The 21573-nt window shown below is 40.9% G+C and carries 23 protein-coding genes and 1 tRNA gene; 10 read left to right on the forward strand and 14 right to left on the reverse strand.

Going from position 1 to position 21573, the window contains the following annotated elements; translation table 11 throughout:
* Window positions 1-74: 74 nt before the first annotated feature.
* Window positions 75-617: a ferritin gene (locus T7867_RS12085; protein WP_068224939.1), complete on the forward strand. Its 543-nt coding sequence runs from the start codon at window positions 75-77 to the stop codon at window positions 615-617.
* Window positions 614-1240, forward strand: a complete 627-nt coding sequence (locus T7867_RS12090; RefSeq protein ID WP_068224941.1) for a Crp/Fnr family transcriptional regulator — start codon at window positions 614-616, stop codon at window positions 1238-1240. Before T7867_RS12085 ends, T7867_RS12090 begins: the two co-directional genes overlap by 4 nt.
* 863 nt (window positions 1241-2103) lie before the next feature.
* Here T7867_RS12090 and tnpA read toward each other — a convergent pair.
* The 7 genes from tnpA to T7867_RS12125 form a co-directional block, all read right to left on the reverse strand.
* Complete coding sequence (gene tnpA, locus T7867_RS12095) at window positions 2104-2562, reverse strand: IS200/IS605 family transposase (protein WP_273515327.1); 459 nt, start codon at window positions 2560-2562, stop codon at window positions 2104-2106.
* Window positions 2563-2619: 57 nt separating this feature from the next.
* Complete coding sequence (locus tag T7867_RS12100; RefSeq protein ID WP_068224944.1) at window positions 2620-2838, reverse strand: hypothetical protein; 219 nt, start codon at window positions 2836-2838, stop codon at window positions 2620-2622.
* A gap of 119 nt (window positions 2839-2957) precedes the next feature.
* The gene (locus T7867_RS12105; protein WP_322299340.1) at window positions 2958-3935 is read right to left on the reverse strand and encodes an NAD(P)-dependent alcohol dehydrogenase; all 978 of its coding nucleotides are present in this window, start codon (window positions 3933-3935) and stop codon (window positions 2958-2960) included.
* A gap of 10 nt (window positions 3936-3945) precedes the next feature.
* The gene (locus T7867_RS12110) at window positions 3946-4167 is read right to left on the reverse strand and encodes a helix-turn-helix transcriptional regulator (RefSeq protein WP_068224947.1); all 222 of its coding nucleotides are present in this window, start codon (window positions 4165-4167) and stop codon (window positions 3946-3948) included.
* On the reverse strand, window positions 4167-4610 hold the full coding sequence (locus tag T7867_RS12115; RefSeq protein ID WP_068224949.1) for a hypothetical protein: 444 nt from the start codon (window positions 4608-4610) through the stop codon (window positions 4167-4169). The genes T7867_RS12110 and T7867_RS12115 overlap by 1 nt, the downstream gene beginning before the upstream one ends.
* Window positions 4611-4848: 238 nt before the next feature.
* Entirely contained in the window at window positions 4849-6504 is a 1656-nt protein-coding gene (locus T7867_RS12120) for a DUF885 family protein (protein ID WP_322299341.1), read from the reverse strand.
* 66 nt (window positions 6505-6570) lie between these two features.
* Complete coding sequence (locus T7867_RS12125) at window positions 6571-7803, reverse strand: MFS transporter (RefSeq protein WP_322299342.1); 1233 nt, start codon at window positions 7801-7803, stop codon at window positions 6571-6573.
* A 176-nt stretch (window positions 7804-7979) separates the two neighbouring features.
* Between T7867_RS12125 and T7867_RS12130 the strand changes: the two genes are divergently transcribed.
* The 6 genes from T7867_RS12130 (at window position 7980) to T7867_RS12155 (ending at window position 14681) form a co-directional block, all read left to right on the forward strand.
* The gene (locus tag T7867_RS12130; RefSeq protein WP_322299343.1) at window positions 7980-9695 is read left to right on the forward strand and encodes a SulP family inorganic anion transporter; all 1716 of its coding nucleotides are present in this window, start codon (window positions 7980-7982) and stop codon (window positions 9693-9695) included.
* A 91-nt stretch (window positions 9696-9786) separates the two neighbouring features.
* Window positions 9787-11199, forward strand: coding sequence for an MBL fold metallo-hydrolase (locus T7867_RS12135; protein WP_322299344.1), 1413 nt, complete (start codon window positions 9787-9789; stop codon window positions 11197-11199).
* 46 nt (window positions 11200-11245) lie between these two features.
* Window positions 11246-11821 (forward strand): YeeE/YedE family protein, encoded by a 576-nt coding sequence (locus T7867_RS12140; protein WP_322299345.1) that lies wholly within the window; start codon window positions 11246-11248, stop codon window positions 11819-11821.
* 10 nt (window positions 11822-11831) lie between these two features.
* Window positions 11832-12245 (forward strand): YeeE/YedE family protein, encoded by a 414-nt coding sequence (locus T7867_RS12145; RefSeq protein ID WP_273275365.1) that lies wholly within the window; start codon window positions 11832-11834, stop codon window positions 12243-12245.
* A 2-nt stretch (window positions 12246-12247) separates the two neighbouring features.
* Window positions 12248-13582: a hypothetical protein gene (locus tag T7867_RS12150; protein ID WP_322299346.1), complete on the forward strand. Its 1335-nt coding sequence runs from the start codon at window positions 12248-12250 to the stop codon at window positions 13580-13582.
* Window positions 13583-13670: 88 nt separating this feature from the next.
* The gene (locus T7867_RS12155) at window positions 13671-14681 is read left to right on the forward strand and encodes a c-type cytochrome (protein ID WP_084375775.1); all 1011 of its coding nucleotides are present in this window, start codon (window positions 13671-13673) and stop codon (window positions 14679-14681) included.
* 4 nt (window positions 14682-14685) lie between these two features.
* Here the strand turns inward: T7867_RS12155 and T7867_RS12160 are convergent, their stop codons facing one another.
* Complete coding sequence (locus tag T7867_RS12160) at window positions 14686-15045, reverse strand: hypothetical protein (RefSeq protein WP_322299347.1); 360 nt, start codon at window positions 15043-15045, stop codon at window positions 14686-14688.
* 206 nt (window positions 15046-15251) lie between these two features.
* On the opposite strand from T7867_RS12160, the gene T7867_RS12165 reads away from it, so the two are divergent.
* Both T7867_RS12165 and T7867_RS12170 read left to right on the forward strand, forming a co-directional pair.
* Window positions 15252-16658: an MBL fold metallo-hydrolase gene (locus tag T7867_RS12165; protein ID WP_322299348.1), complete on the forward strand. Its 1407-nt coding sequence runs from the start codon at window positions 15252-15254 to the stop codon at window positions 16656-16658.
* A 102-nt stretch (window positions 16659-16760) separates the two neighbouring features.
* The gene (locus T7867_RS12170) at window positions 16761-17039 is read left to right on the forward strand and encodes a TIGR03643 family protein (protein ID WP_322299349.1); all 279 of its coding nucleotides are present in this window, start codon (window positions 16761-16763) and stop codon (window positions 17037-17039) included.
* Window positions 17040-17085: 46 nt separating this feature from the next.
* Here the strand turns inward: T7867_RS12170 and T7867_RS12175 are convergent, their stop codons facing one another.
* The 6 genes from T7867_RS12175 to T7867_RS12200 form a co-directional block, all read right to left on the reverse strand.
* The gene (locus T7867_RS12175) at window positions 17086-18507 is read right to left on the reverse strand and encodes an RtcB family protein (protein WP_322299350.1); all 1422 of its coding nucleotides are present in this window, start codon (window positions 18505-18507) and stop codon (window positions 17086-17088) included.
* The gene (locus tag T7867_RS12180; protein ID WP_322299351.1) at window positions 18489-19013 is read right to left on the reverse strand and encodes a tetratricopeptide repeat protein; all 525 of its coding nucleotides are present in this window, start codon (window positions 19011-19013) and stop codon (window positions 18489-18491) included. The genes T7867_RS12175 and T7867_RS12180 overlap by 19 nt, the downstream gene beginning before the upstream one ends.
* 230 nt (window positions 19014-19243) lie before the next feature.
* Window positions 19244-20338 (reverse strand): slipin family protein, encoded by a 1095-nt coding sequence (locus T7867_RS12185; protein WP_322299352.1) that lies wholly within the window; start codon window positions 20336-20338, stop codon window positions 19244-19246.
* 261 nt (window positions 20339-20599) lie between these two features.
* Window positions 20600-20755: a hypothetical protein gene (locus tag T7867_RS12190; protein ID WP_322299353.1), complete on the reverse strand. Its 156-nt coding sequence runs from the start codon at window positions 20753-20755 to the stop codon at window positions 20600-20602.
* 149 nt (window positions 20756-20904) lie between these two features.
* Window positions 20905-20987, reverse strand: a tRNA-Tyr gene (locus T7867_RS12195).
* 104 nt (window positions 20988-21091) lie between these two features.
* On the reverse strand, window positions 21092-21307 hold the full coding sequence (locus tag T7867_RS12200) for a hypothetical protein (protein WP_322299354.1): 216 nt from the start codon (window positions 21305-21307) through the stop codon (window positions 21092-21094).
* Window positions 21308-21573: the final 266 nt, after the last annotated feature.

Here is a 21573-nt window from a genome sequence, read left to right on the forward strand (position 1 = left end):
TTTAATTAAAAATTGTCGTTAGAGTACAGTATTTAGCTTGCTGTGAACTACATTAATGAACCAAATCTATAATTATGGAAAGACAGAAAGTAACAGCGAAAAGATCGCTTACAGAAGATACAGAGAAGTTGTTGAACGATCAGATTAGAATGGAGGCGCTTTCTTCGGCAGCCTATCTTTCTATGGCTTCATGGTGTGAAATGACAGGCTATGAAAACTCTGCCAAATTTCTCTACATGCACTCTGAAGAAGAGAGACAGCACATGTTAAAGCTTTTTCATTATATCAACGATGCTGGAGGGCATGCTATTCAGCCAGATATCACAGAGCTTAAACATCATTTTAGTTCGTTAAAAGAGGTGTTCGAAGAGATTCTGAATCACGAAATTGAGGTAACTGTTTCCATCAATAACATTGTAGATCATTGTTATAAGATTAAGGATTACACTACCATGAGTTTCTTGAATTGGTATGTTGAAGAACAAAGAGAAGAAGAAACCTTAGCCAGAAGGGCTGTAGAATTGTTCGATATCATTGGTGAAGATGGTATGGGACTTTGGACAATAGATAAAGAAATATTGAACCTTAGAAAAGAGGTTCCCAATGGAGGCCAATGAAAATAGTAACTGATGCACTTGAACAGGTAGGTCTTGAAGGTCAATTGATCGAAGAGATCGTTAACACTGGTCGTTTTTTAAAAGTCCGTGAAGGGCAACCTTTAATTGAGCCAGGCATGGAGGCTAAAGAAATGCCTTTGGTAATTAATGGAACTCTTCGGGTAATGCGTGAAGACAAAGAGGGGAGAGAAATTTTCCTTTATTACCTTGAAGGAGGCGATGCCTGTGCCATGTCTATCTCGTGCTGTTTAGGTACACAAATTTCAGAATTCAAAGTAGTGGCGGAAGAAGACGCCACACTTTGGATGGTTTCTATGCACTACATTGATACTTGGATGGTGAAGTACCGATCGTTTCGAAAGTTCATTTTCGATTCCTATCACGATCGGTTCGATGAAATGCTGAACACAGTTGATGGCATAGCCTTTATGAATATGGATCAGAGGCTAATGAAGTATCTGCTTGACAAAAAGCAGAGCACAGGTTCATTCGTCATCAACAAAACCCATGAACAAATTGCTCAAGAATTGAACACTTCTAGGGTAGTGGTATCTCGCCTCCTAAAAAAATTGGAACGAGAAGATAAAATTGAGCTGCACAGAAATAGGATAGAGGTGTTGTGATAATCATTGTGTTTTGTACCTAAAGGCACAAATCGTGTATCGTATAATCTCATTTTCACCAATATTGAACCCCTAAAGGAGTAAGGTTTGAAGAGTTTGTTGGGTTGAATTCCGCTTAGACTGGCGCTAGATACTACTTTCTCCTGATTTCGGCTACTTTAGAGAAATTACAGTCTGTCGGTAAATATATTATAAAGCCAACTGCCGAGTTAGCCTGTGTTATTCCTTATGTCCCACTAGGGACTACACATCGGTAGCTCTTTGGTAACGGAGAAATTTGTTAATGTGCCTTTAGGTACATGAAATAATGCAAGTTTGGGTTTTGTACCTAAAGGCATAAATGGTATATCCTGCAATCTTCAGGTCTACGGATGTTTAACCCCTAAAGGGGTAAGGTTGTCTTGTTCTCTTAAGCGTATTTAGTTTTAATGAGCATGCACTGATTCTATTAACAATCGTGGGTATTTTGAGAAAAAGATAATAGGATGCAATTATGTCCCTTTAGGGACCACATGTCGGTAGCTATAATTGTTTTTCGACCAGCATGTGCCTTTAGGTACATGACATTTGTTTTGTAACTATAGGAATAAATCGGGTATCGTATAATCCGAATTTCACCAATGTTTAACCTCTAAAGGGGGTAAGCTTGCAGAGTTTGTTGGGTTGAATTCGGCTTAGACTGGCATCGGATATTACTCTCTTGACTTCATTTATTCCAGAGAAATTACAGTCTGTCGGTAAATATATTATAAAGCCAACTGCCGAGTCAGCCTGTGGTATTCCTTATGTCCCGCTAGGGACTACATCTCGGTAGAATCATTAGATGCAAAAGTTGTTTTTAATGTGCCTTTAGGTACATCACATTACACCTCTTTAAAAATATAGCCCTCGTTAAAATCTATTTCAAAGGTTTTAAGGAATTCCAGATACTCCTCTCGGAACGTTTTCTTTTTGTGGTGCTCTTTCTGATTTTGGATATACCTAACCACCCTAGGAATCTGCGATTTGCTATATGAGAATGCGCCATAGCCTGCCTGCCATGAAAACTTGCCTTGAACATATCCTTGTTGATTGATCCACTTAGAAGAATCTTGTTTGACCTGCTTTATCAAGTCAGACAAGGCCTGATCTGGCTTCATTCCGAATAAAATATGAACATGATCTGGCATTCCATTAACCTGCAATACTCGATGACCATGATTTTGAATGATACCAGTGATGTAACGAAAAAGAGCATCTTCCCAAGTGGCATGAATCAAACTACTTCGATTTTTAACTGCAAAAACCACCTGAATATGTACTTGAGTGTATGTATTAGCCATGATGTGTTCTAGTAACCATTCAATTTAGAACAATCATGGCATTAATGCATTACAAGCTCAATCCTCCATACTATAGCATTCTACGCCCCAAGAGTTGACAATTTCCATTACGTCAGATTCATCTACTTGGTCTTCAGCCTCTATGCGAAGCACCTTATCTCGGTCTTCCATGTCGATAGACCAATCCATTAAACCTGGGTTATAAGCGAGCAGTGCGTTGACCTTCTTGATTCTGCTCTCGTTGGCAATATTAGTTTTGAATATTAAGAGTTTCATCGGTGTTGTTGAGTTGATATTTTAATGTAATCTCTATTCTTTTCTTTTTAGTTCCATAAATGACTTACCGAAGCGGATATTTTCTTGGCTGAAGTCACTAATTCCTCGGTTGAGCTGTGCTACTCCGAGACCGTTACTATTACTTTTCCTGCTGCATGACCTTTTTCTTGAAAAGCAATAGCTGCTGGTAATTCCTTGAAATTAGAATGATCTGATATCATGGGTGTTAACCTATTAGTAGCTATTAGTTCTGCTAATAACGAAAGGTCTTCAGTTTTCATTTTTGCTGTGAACGATTCTAATTTTTTATCAGAAGCCTTAGAGAGCCAGAGCTTTCCTAGACTAAAGCCAATGAAGCGACCAAAACCACCCCAGCCAACCATTACACAAATGCCACTTGGCTTAAGTAAACGCTTGGCTAGAGATGGGCTAACATTGCCTACTGCATCAAAAATCAGATCGAATTGTTGATTTAACTTTCGGTAATCATTTTTCTTATAATCAATAACAACATCAGCACCTAATGACCTTACCATTTCCACTTTAGAAGTGCTACAAACGGCTGTAATATGAGCCCCAATATGCTTAGCTATCTGAACCGCAAATGTTCCTACTCCGCCAGAAGCACCATTAATCAAGACCTGTTGACCATTTTGAAGTTTGCCAATATCATTGAGGCCTTGCCATGCTGTAATTCCTGCTATGGGAGTTGCAGCGGCTTCTTTATGACTTACTTCTTGAGGTTTGCTAACCCAGTGCGATGCTTTTACACAAACATATTCGGCAAAAGCACCTGCTCCAGTACCCATTACATCAGTAAAAACTTCATCTCCTGGTTTAAACTGAGTTACCTTGCTGCCAGCCTTTTCTACTATGCCAGAAACATCTGCTCCAATGAAGGGGTTTTTAGGTTTAAATACTCCCATCATCAGGCGAATCATGTATGGCGTGCCACGCATTACACGCCAATCTGCTGGATTAACAGATGTTGCAACCACCTTAACTAGTAACTCATCTTCTTTCGGGCTGGGCTTTTGAAAGTCAAGCAATTGTAGCTTGTTTGGTCCACCGTATTTTTTCCTGATATACGCTTTCATGTGTCTTGATTTACTTTACCTCGGGCTCGTAGGAAAAAACTTCATGCAAAGGAACCTGAAAGACCTGTGCTATTTTAAAGGCCAACTCAAGTGTAGGAGAGTATTTTCCCTTTTCTATGGCCACAATTGTTTGACGAGATACATCTACCTTATCTGCTAACTGTTGCTGTGTCATCTCATCGTTCATAAAGCGAAGCGTTCTTATCTTATTTTCAATCTTATACTTCGCCATTAAAATCCTCTTTTATAGTAAACCAGTTGGATGGTGTTTTCAACTAGCTCTGAAATAACGCCTCCAATTAAAAATGCTAAAAAGAAACTGTTGACAGACTTTTCCATAGCCAGAGCACCCATTCCGGCAATAATCCCGAAGATGAAAATGATTTGGCTGATGTTCTTGGATTTAAGCTCTATGAGCCTGTCTCTTTCGTCTGTCTTGGGAACAGCCTCTTTTGTTATGGCTGAATAGATTATGGCGTATAATATTTCAATTCCTATTCTAACTCCAATGGCCACTAGTATATACACCATCATTTGCTTGCCCCAAAATTTGAGCAGTTCATCTGTGTTTAATCCTTCTTGTGGCGAGTCTTGAAAAATAAAGAAGAAATAGACTGCTGGTACTATAATAGCTGCCAGCATGTTGACCCAATTCTTGTTTTCACGATAATCCATGACTTATTGCTTAGTATGATAAATTTGACCTTATGTAAAAAATGACGTACTAAAGGTAAAAAAAGTTGTACTCTATGTTAAAAATATTTTACATCAATTTTCAATTGGTTGATATTCAGTATGATGCATTCTATTTTTTTTCAGGTGATAATTGATGTAATCTTAAATGATAAGACTGTGTATGCCTTATTCAGTGTTTGATAGAGGTTTATAGTTTGTGTTTAATCAATGAAATCAATCAGTCTTCTTTTGTGGTAATGCTTAATACCTGATCATTAACTCCTGTCATTTGCCAATGACCAAGCGCAATAGGTATTGAGCCAATTGAGTTCAGTTGGTCGAAGAAGTCTTTTAGCTTGAAGTCATCTTCATTCAGTCTAGCATAATCAGCCATAGCAGCTTCTAAAAGATACTTTCCAGTAATGTAGCTGGTGCCGTAGCCTGGTTGTCTGAGGTACAAATGTTGTTCAAAAATAAGCAGTTCCTTTTCGGTTTTCATCCAGCCTCTAGGAGTGAATTCTGAATGAATACCACCTGCCTCTTCCATGGTCATTTCATTGGCGTGAGCGTATAGGGAGCCTAATCCACGAGCTGCTCTTTGCGCAATCATGATGAGCACAATTTCCCTTACTCTCGGATCATCCTCATATAGCCCGGCATCCATAAACATCTCTTCTACAGCGGTGGCAGTACCTTCATTTCTCGAATCGAAGATATTGTAGAGTAAAGGCTCTCTTCTAATTTCGCTGGGGTGAGGTTCATTGTCCATTCTGGCCAGTTCAAACCAGTGGTAAAAATGAGAGTATAAGGGGCGGGCATCAAAGTGCTCGCCAATGGTAAAGAAGTTTCGCTTTTCTTTAGGTATAAACTCTCCTAAATGTGCTCTCAAGGCTGGTTCGAAATAGTCTTTTACAGTAACTATTTCCTCTTCGTCTAGAAACTTCAGCAAGCTCTTGGCAGATCTATCGGCCATGGCATCATATTCTTCTGGCGAGCCAGCCGCAGTAAGCTCAGGCAATTTGCGGTTGCGATGTTCTTCTAGCTTTAAGGCAGACCAGGCCCTGGCCAACTCCCTTTTGAGTATCATTACCTCATCTTCCCAGGTGAGCGGCACTAAATGCACATTTTGCAAGTACCAAGAGTAGTTTTCTTTGCCTATGCCTGAAGGACCGGTTTTAGATGTAGACTCATTTTCTAGCCATTCTGCTAATTCATTTGTCGATGAAATGGCTTGGTCAATGGCGTCCATCAAAGAGTTATCTTCAGCAACTCCAGCCAATGATTTCAAGGACTCCAAGTCTTGAGATTGCGTTTTGATGTCTCTAATTCCGGCTATCCAAAGGTCTCTGGCATTGCCGGTTAAGTTTTCTTTGGCTTGCTCATTAAATGTGGGAATTGTCTTAATACCTTGAAGAAACTCGTCCTTTTTATCAGCGATAAGAGGAAAGTTATACGTCCATACCTCAACGGTTCCGTGATTGGTTGGGCCTTCATGGGCTGGTACATCGCTTCTGTGCATCCAAATTACTTTGTAAAATGCTGGGTCTCTTTGCCATGGTTTTAGTACACGATGATTAAAATCATAACCATTCATTTCAGCCCAAACAATATGATAGTCTACTTGCTCAGGGATTGACCAGCCAGTAGTGTCCATCGAATGTAGCTGCGTTTGTAGTGTTTTAAACTCGGGCCAACGTATTTCAAAAGTTACTTTTGTATAGTCAGGTGTACCGTTGAGTATAGGAGGATTTTCAAATGCCCGCCAATCTTTGAAAAGCTGAACAAGGTCTTGATAAGATGCTTTGGTTTTAGTTTCGGTTGGTTGACTGTTATTGGATTGACAGCCAAAAATGGCCATGACCAAAATGGCTAAAGTGAGTTTAATGTTTTGCATAAGGTTGAATTGACATTTGTAAAATAGCCAAATTATAGGCTTTGAGAAAGTGTACTTATAGCGAGGTTAAATACTCTGGCTTTCTTCGCCAGTTACAGAGCTATCCTTTCCAAATAAAACTGAAGCCATCAAGCCTATAACTCCAAAAACAGCCAGAACACCAAATAAGTATTGATGTCCAAGTTCACCAGGATTATTATCTAATAAAACGCCCATCAGTGGACCCATAAAAACATCTGGAGTATAGCCAATGACAGAAATAAAGCCAATGGCAGCTCCTGCATAGGATAGTGGTATTTTCGACTCTTGAAAAAGGGCATAGTAGAGGCCTCTGAGTCCATAAATTCCTAGGCTTGTGCTGGCAAGTGTTAGGGCTATGAGAAGAAAAATATCTCCGCCAAGAACACCAGAACTGATTATTATTGAACCTAATATGAGAATAACAAAGCATGCCTTGGTTATTTTGGAATGAACCAGTTTATCACCTAAAAAACCAGCCAAAGCGGCAGCAATAGGTCGCATCCAGAAGGAGATGGTCGCAATGTGTGCCGATTCAACATCATCATAGCCAAAGGCATCTTGCGCATAAAGGCCAAAATCGTCTGTACATTTATAGCCCACGTATGCACAAAGTAGAATGATGGCCTGGAGCCAAACTGACCGGTGAGAGATAGCCTTTTTTACACCGCTTAGGCTCATTTTTTCAACTTTCTCAGTCGTCTTTAAAGTTGCACTGGGCAGCGCTTTCCATACGAGCACTGCTGTGAGCAGAACTAAAATTGAAAAGAATATAATAATGAGGCTTAATCCATTTTCTAGTTGATTCTTGGTTGCTTGATCGGCCGAAACAGGAAGTAGTGCATCCAATAAAAAAACAGAGGAGGAGGCTATTAAAGCAGCTACAAATCCTCTACCACCATCAACTAAGCCTTGAGATTTTCCTTGAGATTCTTCGCCACCAAACTGTCTAATGCCTTTAATGAATGCGGCCCAGAAAAACAGAATAGTGCTCAAGCCCCAAAAACCGTAAAGTATGGTCAAAGTAGTTAATGAAGGGATTCCGGCCATTATTAGCCCAGCTAAAGCGGTGGCAATTAGAGAAAAGATTAATAACTTTTTTGGTGAATACCTATCGGCAATAGGCCCACCAAAAAAGTAAGAAGCCATAGCTACAATTCCGTATACAGAAAAGGCTGTTCCCAGTTCAAGGTTGTCTAGCTCAAAAACAGTTAGAAAGGTGGGTCTGAACACTCTAGTAATTACAAAGGGAAGGAAGAAAATAGCTTCCCCAACAATCATCAGAGTAATTAGAGTTAGAAGTTTTTTGATTTTAGATGCGCCCAATGCTTGAAATTGAGAAGATTCGAGACAAATGCCAAATAACCAACTGATGATCATTTATCAGCTTTCGTAACTTTAGTTACTTTTACAGCTTCTGAGCTGGCCTACTTTTGTGTCAGCTAAATCAGAATAAAGTGAAGCAGTTTTTACCCATACTCTCTTGGTTACCGAACTACAAAAAGTCAGACCTAAGCGGTGATTTATTTGCCGGCTTAACGGTAGGGGTAATGCTAATTCCTCAAGGAATGGCGTATGCGCTTATCGCGGGCTTACCACCAGTTTATGGTCTTTATGCTTCAGTAGTACCTCAGATTATATATGCTATCTTCGGTACTTCTCGTCAACTTTCAGTAGCTCCAGTAGCAATGGATTCCCTCTTGGTAGCAACTGGGGTATCAGTGATGGCCATGGAAGGGAGCGAAGCATACATCACTTACGCTATTATGTTGGCCTTCTTTATGGGAACTGCTCAATTTCTGCTAGGCGTAATTAGAATGGGTTTTATCACCAATCTGTTAGCCAAGCCTGTTATCAGTGGATTCACTTCAGCGGCCGCATTGATTATTGGATTGAATCAGCTGAAGTATTTCCTCGGGGTTGAGCTAGAAAAAAGTAATCAAGTACATCGAATTATTGGTAGTGCTATCAGTCAAATCGATGAAACACATCTGCTCACTTTGCTTCTAGGTATTGCTGGAATTATTCTCATCAAAGGAGCGAAAAAGATCAACAAAAAGATTCCAGGCGCTTTGGTGGCGGTTGTTATAGGTATTCTGGTTGTGGCGGTATTTGGGCTAGAGGCTAAAGGCGTAAGTATAGTGAAAGAAGTACCAAGTGGATTGCCGTCACTCATCATTCCAGATTTCTCAATCGAGACTATTCAAAAGCTGCTTCCACTTTCACTAACCATTGCCGTAGTAGCATTTATGGAGGCTTTCTCTGTAGCTAAAGCCATTGAAGCCAAAAGAAGAGATTATAAGGTGATTCCAAACCAAGAATTGATAGCCTTGGGCGCATCAAATATTGTCGGCTCACTATTTCAAAGTTACCCAGTTACAGGTGGCTTTTCACGCTCAGCAGTAAACCATCAGGCAGGTGCCAATACGCCTTTAGCCTCTATTATTTCGGCTGTTTTGGTAGCATTGACGTTGCTGTTCCTCACTCCGCTGTTCTACAATTTGCCACATGCTATTTTAGCTTCAATTATAATGGTAGCCGTTTCTGGCCTTATAGATATAGGCTATGTAAGAATCCTATGGAAAACCAACAAAGTGGAGTTCGGTCTGCTGTTAGCTACTTTTATTGTGACGCTGCAGTTCAGTATGGTGCCGGGTATAGTTACTGGTATTATTCTATCCATCTTAATTCTTCTTTTCAAAGCGGCAAACCCACATATGGCTGTGCTAGGAAGGGTAAAAGGTATTGAAGAATATAGAAATGTAAAACGTTTTAATGAGTTGGAAACCTGGCCAGAACTGTTGGTGTTGAGGGTGGACGCTCCTTTTGCTTTTGTCAACATTCAAACCATTAAAGACAAGGTGATGAATGAGGTGCAAAAGAGAAATGGTGAGCTAAAGTATGTGGTTTTAGATGCCGCTTCGGTAGCCTACATAGATGCTACCGGAGTCATTGGACTTCGCGAGCTTATTGAAAGTTTAGAAGAGAAGAACATTACCATGCTTTTTGCCGAGGTAATTGGCCCGGTAAGAGATGCATTTTATAAAAACGAATTGATTAAGAAAGGTGAGAAACATGCCTTCTTTTTAACTACCAACGATGCAGTAAATTACTGTCTATCAGGTAAGTTTGAAGATGGAAGAGCGCACTTGGTTAGTCAAACCAATGCCTAATGTAACTTAAGTTACTTCAGCTTTCAGAAGTTGGAACGTAATTTACACTGACCTTGTCTTTATATCGACTTAACGAGAAAAGAAAAGCAAAATGAAAATAGATCAAATTTACACGGGTTGTTTAGCGCAAGGAGCTTACTACATTGAAAGTAAGGGCGAGGTAGCTATCATCGATCCGCTCAGAGAGGTACATCCATACCTTTCTATGGCCGAAAAAAATAAGGCCACTATCAAATACATTTTCGAGACACATTTCCATGCAGACTTTGTTTCTGGTCATGTGGACTTAGCCAAGAAAACAGGCGCAACCATAGTTTATGGACCAGGCGCAAAAACTGAGTTCGATAGCCATAAGGCAACTGACGGAGAAATCTTTGAGCTGGGCGATGTGAAAATTAAAGTATTGCACACTCCAGGTCATACGCTGGAAAGCTCTACCTACTTACTTATTGATGAAGAAGGAAAAGAGCATGCAATCTTCAGTGGAGATACGCTATTTATCGGAGATGTAGGTAGACCTGATTTGGCTCAAAAGGGCGACATTACGCAAGAAGATTTGGCGGGAATGTTATTCGATAGCCTGAGAGAGAAAATCATGACCTTGCCAGACGATGTAATTGTTTATCCTGCTCATGGTGCTGGTTCGGCTTGTGGAAAAAACATGAGCAAGGAAACCACAGACAGTTTGGGCAATCAGAAGAAAGTAAACTATGCTTTGAGGGCTGATATGACCAAAGAGGAGTTCATCAAAGAAGTGACCGATGGTTTGCTTCCACCTCCTCAATATTTTGCTCAAAATGTGGCCATGAACAAATCTGCCAATACGGATGGCATCGATAAGATACTCGAAACTGGAAAGGTAGCTTTGAGTGTAGAGACTTTCGAAGCTATGGCCAATCACGAAGGCGCTTTGGTGTTAGATACCAGAAAGCCTCAGGAGTTTGCCAAGGGTTTTATTCCTAACTCAATCTTCATTGGTATCGATGGGAGCTTTGCCCCTTGGGTAGGAGCTTTGATTCCTGATCTTCAGCAACCTATTATTTTCTTAGCCGATGAAGGTAGAGAAGAAGAAGTGGTGACCCGACTTTCTAGAGTAGGGTATGACAATACGCTTGGCTATTTGAAAGATGGAATGGAAGCCTGGAGAGCAGCCGGAAAAGAGATTGATTCAGTAACTTCCGTTGGAGCTGATGTATTGAAGGAAAAACTCGAAGAAGGAACTGCCAATGTCTTAGATGTGAGAAAGCCTGGAGAATACTTGGCAGAACACATTGAAAAAGCGAAAAACACGCCACTAGATTTCATCAACGATGAAATGGCAAGAATTGATAAAAACACTGAGTACTACATTCACTGTGCCGGTGGTTACCGATCTATGATCTTCTCTTCCATCTTAAAATCAAGAGGATACGATAAAATTATCGATGTAGCTGGTGGCTTTAAAGCCATTCAGGAGGTAGGTATTCCAGTAACGGATTATGTTTGTCCAAGCACTCTAAACTAATAATTGCCCTGAGCCACTTCAGGCTCGGGGTCATATAAAAAATCAAATGAACAATCTTATTGAATTCATTCAACAGCCATGGCCGTGGTATGTTGCCGGGTCCATTATTGCCATTGTAATGTTCGCATTGCTCTATTTTGGCAACAGTTTTGGCCTTTCTGCAAACTTCAGAAATATGTGCTCCATGTTAGGCGGGGGCAGGTCTTGTGACTTCTTCGACTTTGATTGGAGAAAGCAAACTTGGAACCTTTTGTTCTTGGCAGGAACAGTAATTGGAGGCTTCATTGCTCATCAATACCTAATGCCAGATGCCACTATTGCCATATCAGAAGCTACTGTGGCAGATTTGCGAGAGCTGGGAATTGCCAACCCTGGAGAGGGCATTGTACCTCAAGATCTCTTCAGTTTTGAGTCACTATTCAGCCTAAAAGGCCTCATTATGTTTGTGGTAGGAGGCTTTTTGGTTGGCTTCGGAACACGCTATGCAGGTGGTTGTACCAGTGGGCACGCCATTAGTGGCTTGAGCGATCTTCAGCCAGCCTCTTTGGTAGCTGTGATAGGTTTCTTCATTGGTGGTCTGGTTATGACGCACTTGCTATTGCCTCATCTTCTTTCCCTTTAAATCTAGACTTATGAAATTCATAAAATATATCTTTCTGGGTATTCTATTCGGTATTACCCTCACCAAAGCAGAGGTGGTTTCTTGGTTCAGGATTTACGAAATGTTCAAATTTCAGTCTTTCCACATGTATGGTGTTATTGGTACTGCAGTGGTCTTGGGAATCATTATTACTCAGATTATCAAGCGTACTAAAATGAAGGCCATCTCGGGCGACCCAATTGTTATTCCGCCTAAGCAGTTTTCTATACCACGTTACCTTATTGGTGGAACCATTTTCGGACTGGGTTGGGCAATGACTGGCGCTTGCCCGGGACCAATGTTTATTCTATTAGGAAATGGAGTTTTCGTAATTATTGTGGCTATTGCTTCAGGAATTTTGGGAACTTACGTTTACGGAAGAATAAAGCATAAACTGCCTCATTAGGGTTGAAGAAGGTTTTTATAGTTTTCACGGTTCTTACTTTTTCAGTAACAGTTTTACTGGCTCAAGACGAAAAGCCATTTCAGACAAAAGGTGCTGTGGCAATGCGCTATATGTCTACCAATAACAAGGGTGAACTGACTGATTTTAATGCTTTTGTGGGCTATGGTTCTTATAAGGTAAGTTATGGGCTTAAATCTTGGCTGAGTTTTTCCGGTCAGGTTAATGGAGTTTTCCTGCCAAGCACAGAAAACTTGGAGAAACGAGATGCTATAACGGGAAGAGGGCCAATTTATGAGGCTAACCTTTTCAACTTAAGAACTATGAGTGCTCATTCTGAGTTTGCACTTCCCGTTCTTAACGCTGAGTTCAATCACAACGGACAAATACTAACTGTCGGTAGGTTTGTTAAGAATGCTCAAGCTTTAAAAGCTGAGCAATGGCCTTTTCCTAATGCTTTAGAAGGTATTTGGTATGAGAATTATAAAGCTGAGAATGCCTCGTGGCAATTGGCCATTATACATAAGTCTATGCCAAGATTTTCTGGAGATTTTGAAAAGATAGGGCGTTCATTAGGTGTTGCAGGAGTTGGTTTTAATAAAGATGGATCTCCGAGTGGTTACCGCAATAATATAGCATCTGATTTTTTGCTGGTAGCCAATTATAATAAGCTTTTTAGTGGAGGGCTCTCTTTAGATATTTGGAATTATTTGGTTGAGGGGGTGATGAACACCTTCCTAGTTGAACCGAGGTTACAACTTTCTGAAAGCCGCTTGAGTATTGCTGCAAAGGTTATGTATCAAGAACGCTTAGGCAGTGGTGGTAATTCCGATCAAAGCAGGACTTATAAGGTAGATCAATCGGTTTTGTATTTTGGTTTGAGACTTGAGAAGCAATGGAAGGATAATTCAATGCAACTGAATGTTTCTAGAATCAGTGATGCCGGAAGGTTTTTAATGCCAAGAGAGTGGGGTTACGAGCCTTTCTATACTTTTCAAAGAAGAACACGAATTGAAGGCGTCAGGGATGCAATATCTCTTATGTTTAAGTGGCAAAAAGCTTGGTCTGATGAGCAAATGAGCTATCAATTTACCAGCTCAATCGCCTACAACCGTTTGCCAAAACCGAGTGATGTTGAAAGCAATAAATACAAGTTGCCTTCTCACATTCATTGGGATGCTGTTTTAAAAGTTAAGCCCATAAAAAATCTAAGTAGTTTAAGCTTGGAAACATTAGTAGCTTATAGGTTTCTGTCGGACAACTCTATCTCCGACTCATCAGTGATAATTAATAATGCAGACTTTTTTCATACAGATTTAAGCCTAGTATATAGCTTTTGATATGTTCGGAATCAAAAACTGAGTATTTTGGTGTATATCCACTTTAGAGAGAATGGTTACTTGAACTTTTTCTAAGGAGATGGGAAAAATGGACAAATTGCTTTTTAGAATTCGGTTATTACTCAGTACAATAGTATTGCTTGTTTTCTCTGCATTATTTGGCCTTGTGGCACTGCATATAGGTCTCATTCAGCATAAACCAAATAACCTCGTTTGGAAGCCTAAATCTATAACTACCGATTTGGAGGGCGAAGAAAAAGCTTCATTGATCAAGTTAGGATATGATGTAATTACTAGAACTCCTGAGCTTATTGGTCCTTTGGCAGAAAAAGAGGAAATGCAATTTGCTGGGAATAACCTTACCTGTCAGAGCTGTCATTTAGAAGCCGGAACTAAGCCAGGGTCTGGAAGCTTCGTGGGCGTCTATAACCGATTTCCTCAATACCGAGGGCGCGAAGACAAAATGGGCACCTTGGAGGAAAGAATTGATGGCTGTATGGAGCGCAGTATGAATGGGCAAAAACTGCCTCATAATACACTAGAAATGAAAGGCATGATAGCCTATATGAAGTGGCTAAGTGAAGATGTGCCTGAAGAGAAACTCGCTGAGTATAAGGGGTATGTGGCTATTGACCTACCTGAAGTAAAGGCAGATCTTTCTAAAGGGGAAACGATTTTTCAGAAGTATTGTATTGTTTGCCATGGAGCAGATGGACAAGGGGTGAGACCAAATGAAGGTGCGCTCTATGAGTTTCCACCATTATGGGGCAATGATTCTTACAATCATGGAGCGGGAATGCACCGAGTAATCACCGCTGCAGAGTTCATTAAATCCAATATGCCATTTCAACAAGCTACTTACGATAAGCCAGTGTTAACCGATGAAGAGGCCTACCATGTGGCAGCTTACATTAACAGTTTTGATAGACCTCAGAAGGCAAACCCTGAAGCCGATTTTCCAAAGAAGGAGCTAAAGCCTGTTTCTACACCCTACGGGCCTTGGCGAGATAATTTTTCTGCTGAGCAACATAAGTATGGCCCTTTTCAGCCTATCATGGAATACTACAAATTAACTTTCGGAATAGAAAAGAAAAAGTAGTCGCTTACTGAACCATAAGTGGTAGGCACTCTGCAGTAAAGTTGTCTTCATTACAATAGTGAATTTCTACTTCTTGGTCTGTAGTTATGGTTGGAGGCTTATCTACAGAAGTGATAATTATCTTAGACTTATTGCAATGGCCTTTTTGCACTAGCTGCTTGACTAAGCTAAAGTTAGAAGCACTATTGGTAGATATATTGAAAACGTAAATCTGATACTCCTTCTCAGAGATCAGCTTTTCGGCAGACTCAAAGCCGCATGTGTTTATTGAAAGAGGTTTTTCATCAGGCCAATAGTTTTCGATTAAATCCGAAAACAATGTCCTAAGAATCTCGCGATCCTCCACGAGCAAGATGTTAGTCATAATCTTAGTTTGGTTGGCACAATTTCTTGAGCTCCCACGAAAATATTCCAATAGTTGTTAACAGCAAAAAAATGTATTCAAAAATTGATACTGGTTGAAGTGCTATAGAATCCTGATATATATCAGTTTATGAGGTAACATAGGTTACGCAAGGCAAATGAGGCTTTTTCCAACTTTGAGTCATTGATCGGAAAAAGTACTCAGATATGAAAATAGAACAGATTTACACCCAATGTCTTGCCGAGGCAGCTTACTACATCGAGTCGAACGGTGAAGCGGCCATTGTAGACCCTTTGAGAGAAGTTGAGCCATATATTGAAATGGCTAAGCAAAATGGAGCAACCATTAAGTATGTCCTGGAGACTCACTTTCATGCAGATTTTGTCTCTGGTCATTTGGATTTAGCTAAGAAAACTGGAGCAACAATTGTTTACGGCCCTACTGCCCAGCCAAACTTTAAAGCTCATGTAGCAACAGATGGTGAGGTGTTTCAACTGGGAAATGTAAAGATCAAGGTACTACACACGCCAGGTCACACCATGGAGTCTTCAACCTTTCTCTTAATTGATGAAGCGGGGAAAGAACATTCAATTTTTACAGGTGATACCTTGTTTTTGGGCGATGTTGGCCGACCAGATCTGGCGGTGAAAACAGATTTGTCTAGAGAAGATTTAGCAGCTCATTTGTTCGATTCACTTAGAAATAAAATTATGCCCTTAGCAGATGATGTTATTGTTTATCCTGGTCATGGGCAAGGTTCTGCATGCGGAAAGAATATGAGTTCGGATACTGTTGATACCCTCGGAAATCAAAAGAAATTCAACTATGCACTGAGAGCAGATATGACTAAGGAGGAGTTTGTACAAGAAGTTACGTCAGACCTTGTTGCACCGCCTCAATACTTCCCGAAAAATGCAGTAATGAACAAAATGGGTTATGAGAGTATCGATCAAATACTGGAGCAAGGTGTCATTGGTCTAGATGTAAAAGAATTTAAGCAAGTAGTACGAAAGAATAAGGCGCTTATTTTGGATACGCGACCTAAGGAGCAGTTTGCTGAAGGCTTTATTCCAAATTCAATATTTATTGGAATTGACGATACGTTCGCGCCATGGGTAGGTGCTTTGATTACCGATTTAAATACCCCAATTGTCTTCTTAGCCGAAGAGGGAAAGGAAGAAGAAGTAGTTGTTCGCCTGTCTAGAGTAGGCTACGATAATGCCTTAGGCTTTCTGAAAGGTGGCATTAAAGCATGGCGCAATGCAGGTGAAGAGGTTCAGAGGGTTGAGCAAGTTTCAGCAGAAGAGTTTGTATCTATCTTTGAGAATGGGGCGAACTTATTAGATGTGAGGAAAGAGAGCGAATTCGAATCGCAGCACATTAAGGGAGCAACCAATTTTCCACTAGATTTTATAAACACTAACCTTAATAATCTAGACAGTCAGAGTAAATGGTATATACACTGCGCGGGTGGTTACAGATCTATGATAGCCACATCTATTCTTTTATCGTCAGGTTATTACAATGCTGTAAACATAAAAGGAGGCTTTAAAGCGCTCAAAGAGACTGCTCTGCCAATGACAGAGTTTCAAGAGCAAATCACTATGCTATAGTGATTCTGGTTAAGTTGATGGTTGGAAACCCCTGCAATACGTGTAGGGGTTCTTTTTTGTTTGAATTTCAAACATTTAGGTCTAAAAGTATATTTATTGAGTATGATTGAGAAACATGGTTTGTCTTTTGAAGATATAGATAGAGTTATTGAAATGGCGTGGGAAGATAGGACCCCTTTCGATGCTATTGAACAACAGTTTGGTCTACCTGAGAAAGAGGTTATCAAGTTGATGAGAAAAGAGATGAAACCAAGTTCCTTCGAAATGTGGAGAGCCAGAGTTCAAGGAAGGAAAACCAAGCATTCAGCACTTCAGTCATCCAAAAAGTTCAGAAGTAATCAGCAGCGTGATATTACCAGAAACAAGATTAGTAAAAGGTAAAAGAGCCTTGCGCTTTAACAAGGCTCTTTATTGATTCTAGGCTGTTCTAATCCACCTCTCCAAACCTTTCATCGCCACACATACGGACAATTTTTGGCTCAAAAGTACCTATTACATCCACCAGATCAGTTTGTTGAGCCATTACCTCATGGATGTTTTTGTACACCTGAGGCGCCTCGTCTAAACCAGAACCGATCAATGTGACTCCAGCTTTTTTGATGTGCTTCTTTACTTCCTTTTTAGAAAGCGTCTGCTTGGCTCTGGTTCTGGAAAGTACCCTTCCTGCTCCATGTGAAGCTGAATTGATGGATTCCACATTCCCTTTACCTTTCACAATAAATCCCGGTGAAGTCATTGAGCCTGGGATAATTCCCAAAACACCTTCGCCCGCTGGGGTTGCACCTTTTCTATGCACAATGATCTCCTTTCCATCCGCATCTTGCTCTTTCCAGGCAAAGTTGTGGTGGTTTTCGATCAGTGCCAGTGGTTGCTCACCCAAGGCAGCAGCCAGCCTATCGTGAATTTGGTGGTGGCATGCCGAAGCATAATCACCTGCTAGATTCATGGCTTGCCAATATTCCTGACCCGCTTCGGTATCTAAATCCAACCAAGCCAGATGCTTAGCTTCTCCCGGTAATTTGGTCATATCCATGGCCAGCTTGGTGTAGTGTCTCGCGATATTTGCACCAAGCCCCCTCGATCCCGAGTGAGAGAGTACCGACAGATACTTGCCAACAGGCAGGTTGAATTCATTGATCTCCGAATGGACTTCGGTAATGCCGAATTCCACAAAGTGGTTTCCGCCTCCAGAAGAACCTATTTGCTGCCATGCTTTGTCTTTCAATGATTTCAATACATTGATTTCATTGAAAAGGTCTCTGTCTAACACCTCATGGTTCTTTGGCCTTTTAAATACCGCTTGACCGAATTTGGTGTTCTCCATCAGCATGTCTTTTAGCTCATCAGTGTTCTGATGCACAAAAGCAGGAGGGATGTCATACATTGTCATGCACATTCTGCAGCCAATGTCTACTCCAACCCCATAAGGGATCACCGCATTTTCAGTCGCCAGCACGCCACCAATTGGCAGTCCGTAGCCATGGTGTGCATCGGGCATTAGTGCTCCGTATTTAGTCACCGGCAATTTCATGGCTATCTCCATTTGGTTGATAGCCCCTTGCTCAATGCCTTCCGCTCCATATATATTATATGGTATGCGTTTTTCCCTCAAAGCCAGTGTTTCATTGTGGTCTTTTTTGATGATCAATGCCATCGCTACAGGGCCCCAGGCCTCATGTTTTAGGTAAAGACCAGGGTTTCCGACCACCTTTTTCAACATGGCTTTTTTATGCAATATGGATTTGCCTTTGAAATGCTCTTCCATAGCCTTGATGGCTTCGCCAATGGCTCTGCCTTCAGGGAATCCGAGCTTTCTCAGGTCTTTTCCAGTTAATTTTCTCGTTGCCATAATTTCCAACGTTTCTTTAGTCGTTTGTACTTATTTCGCTTGATGTGGTCTTTCAAATCGTCCACATCATAGTTGTCAAGGGCTTGCATCATACCTTTTCGGTACCAAGCAATCGCCTTGCTAAATTGACCTTGAGTTTCGGCCACTTTGCCTAGGTTTTCATAGACAAAGGTTTTGTTGAAGCCTTCAACCTTCATGGCTTTATGCATAAGGTTTTCCAGACCAAGGTATTTCTCATTATCCAGATAGAGTTGAGCGAGATTAACATAAGCACTTCGGTAATCTGGCTTAAATTTTATTGCCAGTAAATAATGCTGTTCAGCTCCCGCTTTATCATCAAGTCCGTATAGAAGTAGGCAAGCCATTCTAAAATGAAGTTTGGCACTACCAGGCTCTTCACACAATCCTCTCTCAAACCATCTTTTGGCCTCATCATCTTGGCCATTATCTATAGCTTGATCTGCCATCTGAATAATACTTTCTATGTATTCTTCGTAAATGTCCATTTTCGTTTGAAAGGGTAAATACCCCTCAGTCCTTCGGACAGCTCCCCTAAAGTGGAGCACAGAATCCGCAGCATTGGGAGGTATTCCCTCAGTTTTTATGTAATTGTTTCATGTTCTTTTTATCCTCTCTTTGGACGTCATTCCCGTGAAAACGGGAATCTCACCTATCATTTGGAGATCCACGCCTACGCGGGGATGACATACCATTAAAGTGGCAGCAGGTAGACCAACTACCTAGAGAAAATCTCCTTCAATTGATCTACCACCTGATTACCACCAGAAAGTGAGATGTTGTTGATCTTATCAGCGATTCGTTCAACGTATTCCATCTCCTTCAATTTGAACAACATGTCGTTGTCTTCCATCAATTTGGCGGTGTTCAACAAGCTCCTGGTAGAAGCTGTTTCTTCACGTCTAGTAATCACGTTGGCTTGTGCTTGCTTTTGCGCCACCAAAACTTGGTTCATGATGTTTCTCAATTCACCGGAAAGTATGATGTCCTTGACACCACTATCCCTGATTTCAATTCCCAGAGTTTCGGCTTTGCTCTTCAGAACTTCCAGTACATATTCTGCAATCGCAGATTTTTGCTCTAGCAGTTCGTCAAGCGTGTAGTTGCCAATGTATTCCCTCAAAGCTAACTGCATCAATACATAGAGCTGTTTTTCAGCATCCTTGTTGTCGATAAGAAATTTCTCAATATCAACCACTTTGTATTGGCAGTAGAAGTTGATTCTCAAACCGGCTTTGTCTTTGGTCAAGATTTCCTGACCAGAAACTTCCATTTGAAGCTTCCTCATATCAGCCTTCAAAATATTGATGGCTGTGGTGTTTTTCCAGAAGTAGTAAGTGCCTTTATCAAGCGCTTTTTTCAACTTTCCATCTATCATTAAGAGTCCTTTTTCGTAAGATTCAACTACGTAAACTCTGATGTATCTTAGCAAATCGGTGCTTGTAAGTACAGCTTGGCTAATGTCTTGAGTGATGTTGAAATCGCTTAAGTCTACTCGGGTGAAAGTGTATTCCACCAAACCTTTCCAGAAAGCATACTTTCCTACACTCAAAACTTGTTTGAACTTGCCGTCAGCATATTGAATGACAAACTCATTGTCTTTCACATCTACTACTTCAAGCATTGCGGCCAATTCTTCATCCCGCAAAAGGATGTTTAAGTTTTTAGAAGAGTAGAACTGATCGGTAAGGTTGTAAACCATTACAGTGTCCGCTAGCGATAACCAAGTAGTACCTGCAGTGATCACTTTGCGGTAATCTCCATTTCTGAAAACCAAACCGACTTTTCCATCGTTGATTCGTATTCTTTTCATTTTTACAATGGTTGTGAGGTTTCCCTCGGTTAAACATTTATTTATCGCTATTGGCCAAATAGTTTCGTTTTATGAAAGGTTGAACAGTTTGCCATCTATCCAAAGCGAGGTGTTTATTGAGTCTGAATTCAGAAGTGAGTTCTAGAGTCAGGGGAATTTGCTTGGAACTGAAGTTCGCAACGTCTTCCTGTGACAGCAGAAGTCAAATCTTGCATTGGGCGATATCCTAAACCACCTTGGCTTTTTCAAAACTTTCCTCATCTACCGAAGTAGATAAGGGGCAAACTGAATCTTCCTTTCAGTATTGGCATCGGTTTTTAAAGAAGACCCGATGAACTTCTGAAAATGGAAACCTAATCCATTTACCATGTTAAAAGCATGGTGGTCTACCAACTGAGCTACTACCCCATTTCTCATTCAATTGTGGGGTAGGGAGGATTCGAACCTCCGACAAGCATGGGGGGAATATGTCACCAAGCTAAGTAGCATACCGAGACTTACTAGTTGGGCACTATGGGGCTATACTGAAACCCTCATCAGGCCTTATACCTGACGATTATATTCCGTGGAAATGGTAGGATTCGAACCTACTCAGCCTGAGGCACTGGTTTTACAGACCAGTATAACTCTCCCTCGTTATCGCATTTCCATTGAGGCCATTGTTCCTTTCAGCTGGCGATCAACCAATTGTTGGATGCAATGCCCCGCTATTTACATTGGAGCTTTTTCAAACATCACAGTCCGTCCCGATAGCTATCGGGAGAAAGACTGCTTGAGGGCTTTAACCCTGCCTGCGGCAGGCAGGCTCTCTCCTCCCGATGTTTCGGGATTGAGGAGACACTTGTTCTGCCTCTCCCTTAGCTTCTTTACCCCTTTGTCCTGCGGACATTTCCCCTTGATAGGGGAGGAATTAAACTCTCCTCCTTTTAGGAGGAGTGCCCGAAGGGCGAGGTGGTTTTTTAGTTTCATTTTGTTTGGGCACAAAAAAAGCCCGGCCTTATGCAGACCGGGCTTTTCAATGCCGCGCTTATGTACGGTATTGTCAAGTCATATTCTTCCCGATCTTATTTGCAAAAGACATATTTTACCAACTTCAAAATCACTGTGATCTTGATAATCCAAAGGCGCTAGTCCTACGTTTTCTAAGCGAATTGTCATCTTCTGCATTTCTTAATTTTTTTGAAACAAAAAACCCGAACTGAAAGCCCGGGTTGTAAAAATCTTATATCGAAAAT

Source organism: Roseivirga spongicola, assembly GCF_034376045.1.
Lineage (GTDB): Bacteria > Bacteroidota > Bacteroidia > Cytophagales > Cyclobacteriaceae > Roseivirga > Roseivirga spongicola.